Source organism: Streptomyces sp. NPDC058221, from assembly GCF_042882365.1.
Classification (GTDB): Bacteria; Actinomycetota; Actinomycetes; order Streptomycetales; family Streptomycetaceae; genus Streptomyces.
Genome location: NZ_JBHVWF010000189.1, coordinates 1 through 13083 on the forward strand (window position 1 = coordinate 1; position 13083 = coordinate 13083).

The following is a 13083-nucleotide window of genomic DNA, read 5'->3' on the forward strand; positions in this document are numbered from 1 at the left end:
CCCGCGGCGACCCGTCCTTGCGGAGGGTCGCCAGTACGTGGTGCTTGTACTGCTGGAAGCGCTGTCGCACGGTGTCGGCGAAGTCCGGCTCCGCGGTTCGGAAGTCTGTCCAGGAACTCGATGTCATGCGTTCATCGAACTCCGTATACCCGACATCTCCTGTCCTGTTTTCGCCGGAGGTTTCGCGGACCACCCGATCGGACGGCGCCCTCAGGGCCTGCGGGCCGCGAGCGTGATCAGCGCCGCGTAGCCCTGTGTCCGCAGCACGCACGGCGCCGGCCCCCTCAGCAACACCGCGTCGTAGCAGTCGAGTCCGGTGTCCGTGCCGTCGACGACGGCGCCGTCCTCCAGCGCGACGGCCAGCACGGACCCGCCTTCCGGCGCGGTCAGCCGGAGGGTGCCGCGTACCACCGCCACCTCCGCCCTCGTGCGGTCCCTGCGGTACATCACGTTGAGATTGACGACCGGGCCCGCCAGCAGCCGGCCGTCGGTCTCCAGGTCGCCGGGGAAGTCGTGGGGCCAGTACGGCTCGTCGACGATGTGGTGCTCGCCGCCGACCATCAGGTCCATCCCGGCGCCCTGCACCACGGTCAGGGTGCGGTCGACGCCCGGGAACACGGAGAAGGGCCCGTCCACGGTCACGTCCGCCAGGCTGACCCGCCAGTCGAAGGTGTCCGTCGCGGCGCCGGGGGACGCGGCGATCTCGCGGGTGACTCCCCCGCCGTTCTTCCAGGGGGTCTGCGTGCGGCCGGCCGCACGCAGGATCCGGAACGCCTCGGAGGTCATGCGGGTTCTCCAGTCTCGACGGGTTCGGGGCCCCGAGCCTAATCCCGGGTGCTCCCCGGCCCCCGGTGTTCGCTATCTTGATCGCCGCCGCCACCCACCGGCCGCTCTTGCCCGTCCACTGATGAAGGAGCCGGCCATGGAGGCCGCCGCCACCACCTGTTTTCGCCATCCCTCGTACGAGACCGGGGTGAGCTGCACCCGCTGCGAACGCTTCATCTGCCCGGACTGCATGCGCGAGGCGGCCGTCGGCCACCACTGCGTCGAGTGCGTGAAGGAGGGCCGGCGTTCGGTGCGACAGCCGCGCACGGTGTTCGGCGGGGCGGTGTCCCGGGGCGCGGTGCCGATCGTCACTTATGTACTGATGGGCCTCAACATACTCGCGTACGTGGGTGAGTTGATCCGCCCGGACATAGTCGACCGGTTCGGGATGACCGGCGCGGGGCTGGTCGGACCGGACGGCAGCCGGTACATCTACACGGGCATCGACTTCCACAGCGTCGATGTGATCGGGGTGGTGGACGGCGAGTGGTACCGGCTGCTGACCGGGGCCTTCCTGCACCTGCCGCCGGGCGAGTCCTCCTTCGGTTCGCTGCCGTTCGGGGTGCTGCACATCGTCTTCAACATGTACGCGCTGTGGAATCTGGGCCGGGTGGTCGAGGCGCAGCTGGGCCGGGTCCGGTATCTCGTGCTGTACCTGCTGTCCGCGCTGGGCGGCTCGGTCCTGGTGTATCTGATCGCGCCGCTCGACAACTCGGTGGGGGCATCGGGTGCGGTGTTCGGCCTGGCGGCGTCGTTCTACGTCATCAGCCGGCGGCTGGGCCGGGACATGCGGGCAGTGAACAGGTTCCTGGCCGGGTTCCTGGTCTGGATGGTGATCTCCGCCGGGTTCACCTCGTGGCAGGGGCACCTGGGCGGGCTGCTGACCGGCGCCGCCGTGACGGTGGTGTACGCGTACGCCCCGGCGCAGCGCCGTACGACGGTCCAGGCGGCCGTGTGCGTGGTGGTGTTCGCCGTGCTGATGCTGCTGGTGGTCCTCAAGACGTCCGCGCTGACGGGCTGAGTCCCGCGGGCACCGCGGTGTCCGCGGGACCCGCCCCTGGATGCGCCACGGCGCCTGCCGAATCGTCCGGTCGGGGACGGGCAGGCGCCGCGTTCAGTTCCGTACGCCTTTGTACGGGACGTCTGGTTGTGCCGTGATCAGACCATCATGGAACGGTCCGTCGGGCGGATCGGGGCCGGCAGTGCGCTGGCCCCGGTCAGGAAGCGGTCCACGCCGCGTGCCGCGGAGCGGCCCTCGGCGATGGCCCACACGATGAGGGACTGGCCTCGGCCGGCGTCACCGGCGACGAAGACACCGTCCACGTTCGTAGCGTACTGGTCGTCGCGGGCGACGTTGCCACGGGCGTCGAGTTCCAGGCCGAACTGCTGAACCAGACCGTTGGCCTGGTCGGTGCCGGTGAAGCCCATGGCGAGGGTGACCAGCTGCGCCGGGATGACCCGCTCGGTGCCGGTCTTCTGCTCCAGCTTGCCGTCCTTGAACTCCACCTCGATGAGGTGGAGCGACTGGACGTTGCCGTCCTCGTCGCCCTCGAAGTGGGTGGTGGAGACGGAGTAGATCCGCTCGCCGCCCTCCTCGTGCGCGGAGGTGACCTTGTAGAGCATCGGGAAGGTCGGCCAGGGCTGGTTGGCGTTCCGGTCCTCGCCCGGCCGGGGCATGATCTCCAGCTGGGTGACGGAGAGCGCGCCCTGCCGGTGGGCGGTGCCGACGCAGTCGGCGCCGGTGTCGCCGCCGCCGATGACGACGACGTGCTTGCCCTCGGCGGTGATCGGGGAGACCGTCAGGTCGCCCTCCTGCACCTTGTTGGCGAGCGGCAGGTACTCCATCGCGAAGTGCACGCCGTTCAGCTCACGGCCCGGGACGGGCAGATCGCGGGAGACCGTGGCACCGGCGGCGATGACGACGGCGTCGTAGCGGCGGCGCAGCTTGGCTGCGTCGACGTCCGTGCCGACCTCGACCTCGGTGCGGAACTTGGTGCCTTCCGCGCGCATCTGCTCGATGCGGCGGTTGATGTGCGACTTCTCCATCTTGAACTCGGGGATGCCGTACCGCAGGAGGCCCCCGATCCGGTCCGCGCGCTCGTAGACGGCGACCGTGTGGCCGGCGCGGGTCAGCTGCTGGGCGGCGGCGAGCCCGGCCGGGCCTGAGCCGATGACGGCCACAGTCTTGCCGGAGAGGCGCTCGGGCGGCTGCGGGGTGACGTCGCCGCGGTCCCACGCCTGGTCGATGATGGAGACTTCGACGTTCTTGATGGTGACGGCGGGCTGGTTGATGCCGAGCACACACGCCGACTCGCACGGGGCGGGGCAGAGCCGCCCGGTGAACTCCGGGAAGTTGTTCGTGGCGTGCAGGCGCTCGGACGCGGCGGTCCAGTCCTCGCGGTAGGCGTAGTCGTTCCACTCGGGGATGAGGTTTCCGAGCGGACAGCCCTGGTGGCAGAACGGGATGCCGCAGTCCATGCAGCGGCCGGCCTGCTTGCTGACGATCGGCAGCAGCGAGCCCGGAACGTAGACCTCGTTCCAGTCCTTGACGCGCTCGTCCACGGGGCGGGTCTTGGCGACCTCGCGGCCGGTGGTCAGGAAGCCCTTGGGGTCAGCCATTGGTCGCCGCCTCCATCATCTTCTCGGTGGTCTCCTGCTCGGAGAGACCGGCGAGCTCAGCGGCGTCCTTGGCGGCGAGCACTGCCTTGTAGGTGGACGGGATGATCTTGCTGAAGCGGGACGCGCCACCGGCTGCGCTGTCCCACTCGGCCAGGAGCTTCTCGGCGACCGTGGATCCGGTCTCCTCCTGGTGGCGGCGCACGACGTCGTGCAGCCACTGCTTGTCGGTGTCGGAGAGCTCTTCGACGGCGCCGAGGTTCCCGACGTTGACGTGGTCGCGCTTGAGGTCGATGACGTAGGCGACGCCGCCCGACATGCCGGCCGCGAAGTTGCGTCCGGTCTCGCCGAGGACGACGGCGTGTCCGCCGGTCATGTACTCGCAGCCGTGGTCGCCCACGCCTTCGGAGACGACCGTGGCGCCGGAGTTGCGGACGCAGAAGCGCTCACCGGTCCGGCCGCGAAGGAACAGTTCGCCGCCGGTGGCGCCGTAGGCGATGGTGTTGCCCGCGATGGTGGAGTACTCGGCGAGGTGGTCGGCGCCGCGGTCCGGGCGGACGATGACGCGGCCGCCGGAGAGGCCCTTGCCGACGTAGTCGTTGGCGTCGCCCTCCAGGCGCAGCGTCACACCGCTGGGGAGGAAGGCGCCGAAGGACTGGCCCGCGGAGCCGGTGAAGGTGATGTCGATGGTGTCCTCGGGCAGGCCCGCACCGCCGAACTTCTTCGTGACCTCGTGGCCGAGCATGGTGCCGACGGTCCGGTTGATGTTGCGGATCGCGATCTGCGCGCGGACCGGCTGGGCGGCCTCGGCGCTGTCGGCCTTCAGGGCGTCGGCGGCGAGCTTGATCAGCTCGTTGTCGAGGGCCTTGGCCAGACCGTGGTCCTGCTCGGTGTTCCGGTGCCGGGCGGCGTCCTCGGGCAGCTCGGGCACGTGGAAGAGCGGCTTGAGGTCGAGGCCCTGCGCCTTCCAGTGCGTGATCGCACGGTCGGTGTCCAGCAGCTCGGCGTGGCCGACGGCCTCTTCGATCGTACGGAAGCCGAGCTCGGCGAGGATCTCGCGGACTTCCTGGGCGATGAACTCGAAGAAGTTGACGATGTACTCGGCCTTGCCGGAGAACCGGTCCCGCAGGACCGGGTTCTGGGTGGCGATCCCGACCGGGCAGGTGTCCAGGTGGCAGACGCGCATCATGACGCAGCCGGAGACGACGAGCGGCGCGGTCGCGAAACCGAACTCCTCGGCGCCCAGCAGTGCGGCGATGACGACGTCGCGGCCGGTCTTGAGCTGGCCGTCGGTCTGCACGACGATGCGGTCGCGCAGCCCGTTGAGCAGCAGCGTCTGCTGGGTCTCGGCGAGGCCGAGCTCCCAGGGTCCGCCCGCGTGCTTCAGCGAGGTGAGCGGGGAGGCGCCCGTTCCGCCGTCGTGGCCGGAGATGAGGACGACGTCCGCGTGCGCCTTGGAGACACCGGCGGCGACCGTGCCGACGCCGACCTCGGAGACCAGCTTCACGTGGATGCGGGCCGCCGGGTTGGCGTTCTTGAGGTCGTGGATCAGCTGAGCCAGGTCCTCGATGGAGTAGATGTCGTGGTGCGGCGGCGGGGAGATCAGGCCGACGCCCGGGGTGGAGTGCCGGGTCTTGGCGACCCACGGGTAGACCTTGTGGCCGGGCAGCTGGCCGCCCTCGCCGGGCTTGGCACCCTGCGCCATCTTGATCTGGATGTCGTCCGCGTTGACCAGGTACTCGCTGGTGACACCGAAGCGGCCGGAGGCGACCTGCTTGATGGAGGAGCGGCGTGCCGGGTCGTAGAGACGGTCGGCGTCCTCGCCGCCCTCTCCGGTGTTGGACTTGCCGCCCAGCTGGTTCATGGCGATGGCGAGGGTCTCGTGCGCCTCGCGCGAGATCGAGCCGTACGACATGGCGCCGGTGGAGAAGCGCTTGACGAGGTCGGCGACGGACTCGACCTCGTCGATGTCGATCGCCTCGCGGTCCGACTGGAAGCCGAACAGGCCGCGGAGCGTCATCAGCCGCTCGGACTGCTCGTTCACCCGGTCCGTGTACTTCTTGAAGATGTCGTAGCGGCGGTTGCGGGTGGCGTGCTGGAGGCGGAAGACCGTCTCCGGGTCGAACAGGTGCGGTTCGCCCTCGCGGCGCCACTGGTACTCGCCGCCGATCTCCAGCGCGCGGTGCGAGGCGGAGATGCCGGAGGCGGGGTAGCCCTTGGCGTGCCGGGCGGCGACCTCCTTGGCGACGACGTCGAGCCCGGCGCCGCCGATCTTGGTGGCGGTGCCGTTGAAGTACCGGTCGACGAAGGACTGGTCGAGGCCGACGGCCTCGAAGACCTGGGCGCCGCGGTAGGAGGCGACGGTGGAGATGCCCATCTTGGACATCACCTTCAGGACGCCCTTGCCCAGCGCGTAGATGAGGTTGCGGATGGCCTGCTCGGCCTCGATGCCCTCGATGAAGGTGCCGGCCCTGACGAGGTCCTCGACGGACTCCATGGCCAGGTACGGGTTGACCGCGGCGGCGCCGAAGCCGATCAGCAGCGCGACGTGGTGCACCTCGCGGACGTCACCGGCCTCGACCAGCAGCCCCACCTGGGTGCGCTGCTTGGTGCGGATGAGGTGGTGGTGGACGGCCGAGGTGAGCAGCAGCGACGGGATCGGCGCGTGCTCGGCGTCGGAGTGCCGGTCGGACAGGACGATCAGGCGGGCGCCGTCCTCTATGGCGGCGTCGACCTCGGTGCAGATCTCCTCGATCCGCGCGGCGAGCGCCTCGCCACCGCCGCCGACCCGGTAGAGGCCGGAGAGCGTGGCGGCCTTCATACCCGGCATGTCGCCGTCGGCGTTGATGTGTATGAGCTTGGCCAGCTCGTCGTTGTCGATCACCGGGAACGGCAGCGTGACGCTGCGACACGCGGCGGCGGTCGGCTCCAGGATGTTGCCGGCCGGGCCGAGCGTGGAGCGCAGCGAGGTGACGAGCTCCTCGCGGATGGCGTCCAGCGGCGGGTTGGTGACCTGCGCGAACAGCTGGGTGAAGTAGTCGAAGAGCAGCCGGGGGCGCTCGGACAGTGCGGCGATCGGTGAGTCCGTGCCCATGGAGCCGAGCGGTTCGCCGGCGGTGCGGGCCATCGGGGCGAGGATGACGCGGAGCTCTTCCTCGGTGTAGCCGAAGGTCTGCTGGCGGCGGGTGACGGAGGCGTGCGTGTGGACGATGTGCTCCCGCTCGGGGAGGTCCTCCAGCTCGATCTCGCCGGTCTCCAGCCAGTCCTGGTAGGGCTGCTCGGCGGCGAGGGACGCCTTGATCTCGTCGTCCTCGATGATGCGGTGCTCGGCGGTGTCGACGAGGAACATCTTGCCGGGCTGCAGGCGGCCCTTGCGGACGACCTTGGCGGGGTCGATGTCCAGGACACCGACCTCGGAGGAGAGCACGACGAGTCCGTCGTCGGTGACCCAGTAGCGGCCGGGGCGCAGACCGTTGCGGTCGAGGACCGCGCCGACCTGGACGCCGTCGGTGAAGGTGACGCAGGCCGGGCCGTCCCAGGGCTCCATCATCGTGGAGTGGTACTGGTAGAAGGCGCGCCGGGCCGGGTCCATGGAGGCGTGGTTCTCCCACGCCTCCGGAACCATCATCAGCACCGAGTGCGGCAGCGAGCGGCCACCGAGGTGGAGCAGCTCCAGGACCTCGTCGAAGGAGGCGGAGTCGGAGGCGTCCGGGGTGCAGACGGGGAAGATCCGTTCCAGCTGCTCCGTACCGAAGAAGCTGGAGGCGAGCTGGGACTCGCGGGCCTTCATCCAGTGGCGGTTGCCCTTGACCGTGTTGATCTCGCCGTTGTGCGCGACGAAGCGGTACGGGTGGGCGAGCGGCCAGCTCGGGAAGGTGTTGGTGGAGAAGCGCGAGTGGACCAGCGCGACCGTGGTGGCGAAACGGGCGTCGGAAAGGTCCGGGAAGAACGGCTCCAGCTGCCCGGTGGTGAGCATGCCCTTGTAAACGATCGTGCGGGCGGAGAGCGACGGGAAGTAGACCCCGGTCTCACGCTCGGCGCGCTTGCGCAGTACGAAGGCCTTGCGGTCCAGGACGATGCCGGTGCTCTCACCGTCCGCGACGAAGAGCTGACGGAACTCGGGCATGGTGGCGCGGGCGCCGTTGCCGAGGATGTCGGGGGTGACCGGGACGTCGCGCCAGCCGAGGACCTTCAGGCCTTCTTCGGCGGCGATCTTCTCCAGGTCACGGACCGCCGCGGCGGAGTCGTCGGCGGGCAGGAAGGCGATACCGACGGCGTAGGCACCGGCCTCGGGGAGGTCGAAGGGGACCTCGGCGCGGAGGAAGGCGTCCGGGACCTGGAGCAGGATTCCGGCTCCGTCACCGGAGTCGGGCTCGGATCCGGTGGCGCCGCGGTGTTCGAGGTTGCGCAGTACGGTCAGCGCCTGCTCGACCAGCTCGTGGCCGGCCACACCGGTCAGAGTGGCGACGAACCCGACACCGCAGGCGTCGTGCTCGTTGCGGGGGTCGTACATCCCCTGAGGGGCGGGGCGACCGTCCATGGGCGACCAGGCGTCGGTGCGCATCGGCTCTCCCGTCGTCGTCGTGGCATATGAGCAGCCGAGGGACGACGTTGGCCCTCTGCGAAATTTCGTGCAGATTACATGATGGGACGCTTCTCAAGAAGCGGATAGCTCGTTCCAACATACGGACACCGCGGAGGCGGTGGAGTGGGTCGCAGTCGGAGGATCGGCGCCCGGGAGACCGCAAGGAGCAGGCGTCGTTGCCTGCGGTGTCTACGGCTCATGCCCGGCGGCAAAGGAAACGAAACCGCCGAGTAATGACTACTTATTCGCAGTCCTGCATAGAGTCTCATTTTACGTCGCGCGCGACCGATCCGCCCAGTGGCGGCGATCAGGACGTACGTCACACAGATGGCGCACACGTTACGGCCACGTGCACCGGCAAGGGTGCACGTGGCCGTGGAACGTACGAGGTGCGGGGGTCAGCCTCCGACGGCGACACCGAACAGCATGCCCAGACCGTAGGTGACCGCGGCAGCGGCACCACCGAGCACCAGCTGGCGCAGTCCGCTGAACCACCAGCTGCGGGCCGTCACCCTGGCGACCACGGCGCCGCAGCCGAAGAGCCCGACGAGGGCGAGCAGCACGGCCGGCCACAGCGCGCTCGCGCCGAGGAGATACGGCAGCAGGGGCAGCAGGGCGCCCAGCGCGAAGGCGCCGAACGAGGACACGGCGGCGACGAGCGGCGAGGGCAGATCGCCCGGGTCTATGCCGAGCTCCTCACGGGCGTGGATCTCCAGAGCCTGCTCCGGGTCGCGCGACAGCTGCCGGGCGACCTCGCGAGCGAGGCCACGTTCGACACCGCGGGACTCGTAGAGTTCGGCGAGCTCCCGCTCCTCGTCCATCGGGTGCTTGCGCAACTCCCGTCGCTCGACGTCGAGTTCGGCCTCGACGAGCTCGCGCTGCGAGGCGACGGAGGTGTATTCGCCGGCCGCCATCGAGAAGGCACCGGCGGCCAGACCGGCCAGACCGGTGATCACGATCGTCCGGTGCGACACGTCACCGCCCGCGACACCGGTCATCAGGGCGAGGTTGGAGACCAGACCGTCCATGGCACCGAACACCGCCGGCCGCAGCCAGCCGCCGTTCACATCGCGGTGGGTGTGGTTGTCCCGGTGCGCCTCGTGCAGTACGGCGTCGGTCTCGATGATGGACACAGCTCTCCCCTTCTCCCGGAGGGGTGTTCACCCGCTCCGGCCCCGCTCGACACCCTCGAAAGTACGCACGAAAAATGGCCCCCGCCAGCAAGGCAGGCCGTACTTACCACTGTCTGTGACGACATAGGTACGGCTTGCCTTGCTGTTCGAAGACCGTCATCCGAGTGGCCCTTTTGTGGTGATTATCGGCCTCTGTCGGGGCTCCGCGTGGCACAGATCCCACAGGTACGAGAACTGGCTCGGTACGAGCGAAGGGTCGACGCGATGGAGCTGATCGCAGGAAATCCGGCAGCGCCGCGGACGAACGGCACGCAGGCGGCGGCAGGGGAAGCGGCGGTCCGGGGCGAAACGCCCCGGGGCGGTCCGGGTGACCGGGCCAGGGGCTCGTTGCTGGGCCTCGCGGTCGGCGACGCGCTGGGCGCACCCGCGGAGAACATGCGGCCCTCCGAGATCCGCCGCCGCTGGGGCCGGATCGAGGGCTTCGTGAGCGACGACCCCGCGGGCACCGACGACACGGAGTACGCGATCTTCTCCGGGCTGCTGCTGGCCCGGCACGGTTCGGCGCTGACCGTCACCCATGTCGAGCGGGCCTGGCGGCTGTGGATCGCCGATCTGGACGAGGGACCGTTCCGCGGAGCCGGTTTCAGTGAGCGCGGCACCCTGGAGAACCTGCGCCGGGGACTGGCCGCCCCGATCTCCGCCCAGCACCGGCACGCCTGGAGCGACGGTCTGGCGATGCGGGCCGCACCCTTCGGCGTCTTCGCGGCGGGCCGCCCCGCCGAGGCGGCCCGGCTGGTCGCGGTGGACGGCCGGGTCAGCCATGAGGGCGAGGGCATCTACGGCGGCCAGGCGGTGGCGGCCGGGGTCGCGGCCGCGATGACGGGGGCCGGGGTCACCTCCGTGATCGCCGCCGCGCTGTCCGTCGTACCGATGGACTCCTGGACGGCCCGTTCGCTGCGTCGCGCGGTGACGGCGGCCCAGCGTCCGTACCCGGACCGGCTCACTATGGAGCGCGCGGTGCGCTCGGCCGTGGTCGTCGGCGGCTACCCGTGGACGGACCTGGCGCCGGAGGCGGTGGGCCTGGCCTTCGGGGCGTTCGCCGCGGCGCGCGGCGACTTCCGCACGGCGGTGCTGACCGCGGTCAACATGGGCCGCGACGCCGACACGACGGCCGCGGTGGCGGGCGCGCTGGCCGGGGCGCTGCACGGGGCCTCGGCCATCCCGCGTCACTGGGCGGCGGCGATCGGTCCGGTCCGGGGCAGCTGCCTCCCGTCGATGCGCGGCCACCACGTCCTGGACATCGCGGAGCTGCTCACCCCGGCCGAGCCGGACGAACGCGGCGACGCGGGGTCCGCGGCCCCGGCAACGGGAGCCGTTCGCGCGGCGCCGCGCGGTGTGGCGCACGACAGCGAGCCACCCGGCGCGCAGTGGCCCGGCAGGACACACCCCGCGGAACAGCGCACCGAACCCGCCGGCGCCCGGCCCTCGCGGACCGCCGAAGCCACCGAGCGCGATGCGACCGCCGTCACGGGCGGAACGGACGCGGGCGGAACGGCGGTGCGGCGATGACCACGGCGAGGGACACCTCACGCGCCGGGCACCCGGACGCGGAGTGCGAGGGGCATGACGCGCGTGAGGGGCGCGACATGCACGAGGGGCGCGAGGTGCCGCTTCCCGCCCGGCCACCCATCGGCCGGCGGGCCAGGATCGAGGGGCTGCTGCTCGGGCTGGCCGCCGGGGACGCCGCGGGGTGGCCGGCCGCGCGGCACCGGGCGGCCCGGATGCCGGAGTGGACCCGGCGCCTCACCCGCGAACTGGACACCTTCGCCGAGCAGAACGCGACCACCACACTGCCCGTCCCCATCGCCCTCAACCAGCCGCCCGAACCCCTGCGGCTCGGCCCGTCCGACGACGCCGAATGGGCCGCCTTCGCCGCCGGCACCATCCTCACCTCGGCGGCGGGTGCGCTGCAGGACCTCTCCCCCGGGCGGCGGATGCGGGCCGCCGTGGACGCCGCCTGGAACGCGCTGGCCGCCGAGGTCGCCGCGGCGGCCGCCCGGGCACCCGAGGTCGAGTCGGCGGTGCTGCCGCTGAGGGCCCGTATCTCGGTCCGGGCCGGGCTCGGCAATCTGGCCGCCGGGCTGCGCCCGCCCGCCACCGGTCACGACAACCCGCACTACTTCGACGACGCGGCGTGTGTGCGGGCCGCCGTACTGGCCGTCGTCCACCCCGGGGACCCCGCCGCGGCGGCCGGCCTCGCCGAGTTCGACGCGCGCTACACCCAGGACGGCGACGGGGTGCACGGTGCGCGGGCGATGGCCGCCGCCGTCGCCGAGGCGCTCGGCGGGGCGAATGTGGACACGGCGGTGAACGCCGCACTGGCACAGCTCCCCGAAGGCACCGAGATCGCCCGCAACGCCGCCCACGCGGTCAGGATCGCCCGCGAGTTCGCCGGTGAGACGGCGGGGGCCTTCGCCCTGGTGCCGGTGCTGGAGCATCAGATCGTGGACCACGTCTACAGCTACGGGATCGCCGCGGCCGAGACCGTCCCGGTCGCCCTCGCCCTGGCCACCGCGGCCCGCGGCGAGATCGCGCAGGCCGTGCCGTCCGCGGCCTGTCTGTCCCGGGTCGCCGATTCCGCGCCCGCCCTGGCCGGTGCGCTGACGGGTGCGCTCGGCGGCGTCGCCACCGTGCCGGACGGCTGGCGCGAGGCGTGCCGGACTCTGGCCGGCTGCGCGCTGCCCCGTTTCGCGGGCACGGATCTGATGGAACTCGCCGGGCTGCTGGCAGACACGGAACCGGCACCCCCGGGTGGACAATTCGGACATGACATCCACAGCGCCCACCGCGCCCACGAGGTCCGTACCGTCCACGACGCCCACGGCGCTCACACTCGATGAACGGATCGCGGGCGCGCTCGTCGGCGCCGCCGTCGGCGACGCGCTCGGCGGTCCGGTCGAGGGCCGGCCCCCCGAGCAGATCGTGGCCCGGCACGGCGGGCGGATCACCGGCGTCGTCGGCCCGTGGGACGGCGACGACTGGCGGACCGCCCGTCCCATCGCCCCGTACCACAAGGGCGACGGGCACGTCACCGACGACACCTTGATGACCCATGCGCTGGTCCGGGTGTACGGGAAGGTGCGTGGCCACCTCGACGCGTACTCCGTCGCCGACCACCTCGTGCCGGAGCTGATCTCGAACCCCCGCTGGATTCCGGAGCTGGAGGCCGAGGCGCTGCCGCTCCAGCGGATCTTCCTCGCCGAGAAATGGATCGTCGCCCGGCTGCACTACGGCCATGTCGACCCGCGCGAGGCCGGCTCCGGAAACATCGTCAACTGCGGTGCGGCAATGTACATGGCGCCGGTCGGCCTGGTGAACGCCGCCCATCCGCAGGCCGCCTACGCCGAGGCCCTGGATGTCGCGGGCGCCCACCAGTCCTCGTACGGAAGGGAGGCGGCCGGGGTCTTCGCGGCCGCCGTCGCCGCGGCCTGCGTGCCGGGGGCGACCCCGGCCACGGTCGTCGAGGCCTGCCTGTCGCTCGCCAAGGACGGCACGCTGGCCGCCATCGAGGCGGTGTGCGAAACGGCCGTCCGCTACCGGGACTTCGAGTCCGCCCTGGTCCCGCTGCGGGAGGCCGTCGCCCCCTTCGACACCGTCGGCCCCGACTACCGCGCCCCCTCGCTCGGCGCCCGCCGCCCCTCCCGGCTGCACGCCATCGAGGAACTCCCCGTCGCGCTCGGCATGCTGCTCGTCACGGACGGGGACTACCGGAGCGCGGTCCTCGGCTCGGTCAACTACGGCCGGGACTGCGACTCGATCGCCACCATGAGCGGTGCCATCGCGGGCGCGCTGCACGGCGAACGGGCCGTCCCGGCAGACTGGGTGAAGACCGTCGGCACGGCCAGCCGCCTCGATCTGCACGCC

Annotated in this window: 8 protein-coding genes and 1 pseudogene; 4 read left to right on the forward strand and 5 right to left on the reverse strand. The window is 71.3% G+C overall.

The genetic code is table 11. From position 1 onward, the window contains the following. Positions 1-127, reverse strand: a pseudogene (locus ACFVW8_RS35200) (pyridoxamine 5'-phosphate oxidase family protein); the annotation flags it as partial. Positions 128-210: 83 nt separating this feature from the next. Beyond that, the gene (locus tag ACFVW8_RS35205; protein WP_389697383.1) at positions 211-786 is read right to left on the reverse strand and encodes a HutD family protein; all 576 of its coding nucleotides are present in this window, start codon (positions 784-786) and stop codon (positions 211-213) included. Positions 787-922: 136 nt separating this feature from the next. Here ACFVW8_RS35205 and ACFVW8_RS35210 point away from each other — a divergent pair, with 136 nt between their 5' ends. Beyond that, positions 923-1846, forward strand: coding sequence for a rhomboid family intramembrane serine protease (locus tag ACFVW8_RS35210; protein WP_389697385.1), 924 nt, complete (start codon positions 923-925; stop codon positions 1844-1846). Between the two features lie 137 nt (positions 1847-1983). Here the strand turns inward: ACFVW8_RS35210 and ACFVW8_RS35215 are convergent, their stop codons facing one another. From ACFVW8_RS35215 to ACFVW8_RS35225, 3 genes are all read right to left on the reverse strand, one after another. Then, positions 1984-3444 carry a glutamate synthase subunit beta gene (locus ACFVW8_RS35215; RefSeq protein ID WP_389697387.1) on the reverse strand — a complete coding sequence of 487 codons (1461 nt, stop codon included), beginning with the start codon at positions 3442-3444 and terminating at the stop codon, positions 1984-1986. Next, on the reverse strand, positions 3437-8005 hold the full coding sequence (gene gltB / locus ACFVW8_RS35220; RefSeq protein WP_389697389.1) for a glutamate synthase large subunit: 4569 nt from the start codon (positions 8003-8005) through the stop codon (positions 3437-3439). Before gltB ends, ACFVW8_RS35215 begins: the two co-directional genes overlap by 8 nt. Before the next feature lie 419 nt (positions 8006-8424). Beyond that, the gene (locus ACFVW8_RS35225) at positions 8425-9159 is read right to left on the reverse strand and encodes a VIT1/CCC1 transporter family protein (RefSeq protein ID WP_389697391.1); all 735 of its coding nucleotides are present in this window, start codon (positions 9157-9159) and stop codon (positions 8425-8427) included. 264 nt (positions 9160-9423) lie between these two features. On the opposite strand from ACFVW8_RS35225, the gene ACFVW8_RS35230 reads away from it, so the two are divergent. The 3 genes from ACFVW8_RS35230 to ACFVW8_RS35240 form a co-directional block, all read left to right on the forward strand. Next, on the forward strand, positions 9424-10728 hold the full coding sequence (locus tag ACFVW8_RS35230; protein WP_389697395.1) for an ADP-ribosylglycohydrolase family protein: 1305 nt from the start codon (positions 9424-9426) through the stop codon (positions 10726-10728). Positions 10729-10805: 77 nt separating this feature from the next. Beyond that, positions 10806-12059, forward strand: coding sequence for an ADP-ribosylglycohydrolase family protein (locus ACFVW8_RS35235; RefSeq protein WP_389697397.1), 1254 nt, complete (start codon positions 10806-10808; stop codon positions 12057-12059). Beyond that, positions 11986-13083 (forward strand): ADP-ribosylglycohydrolase family protein (locus tag ACFVW8_RS35240; RefSeq protein ID WP_389697393.1); only part of this gene is annotated, 1098 nt, incomplete at its 3' end. The genes ACFVW8_RS35235 and ACFVW8_RS35240, both read left to right, overlap by 74 nt.

Bases quoted from the DNA above. Each gene is read 5' to 3' on its own strand.
- ACFVW8_RS35210 (WP_389697385.1), top strand. From the start codon at position 923: ATGGAGGCCGCCGCCACCACCTGTTTTCGCCATCCCTCGTACGAGACC.
- ACFVW8_RS35235 (WP_389697397.1), top strand. From the start codon at position 10,806: ATGCACGAGGGGCGCGAGGTGCCGCTTCCCGCCCGGCCACCCATCGGC.
- gltB (WP_389697389.1), bottom strand. From the start codon at position 8,005: ATGCGCACCGACGCCTGGTCGCCCATGGACGGTCGCCCCGCCCCTCAG.
- ACFVW8_RS35215 (WP_389697387.1), bottom strand. From the start codon at position 3,444: ATGGCTGACCCCAAGGGCTTCCTGACCACCGGCCGCGAGGTCGCCAAG.
- ACFVW8_RS35205 (WP_389697383.1), bottom strand. From the start codon at position 786: ATGACCTCCGAGGCGTTCCGGATCCTGCGTGCGGCCGGCCGCACGCAG.
- ACFVW8_RS35230 (WP_389697395.1), top strand. From the start codon at position 9,424: ATGGAGCTGATCGCAGGAAATCCGGCAGCGCCGCGGACGAACGGCACG.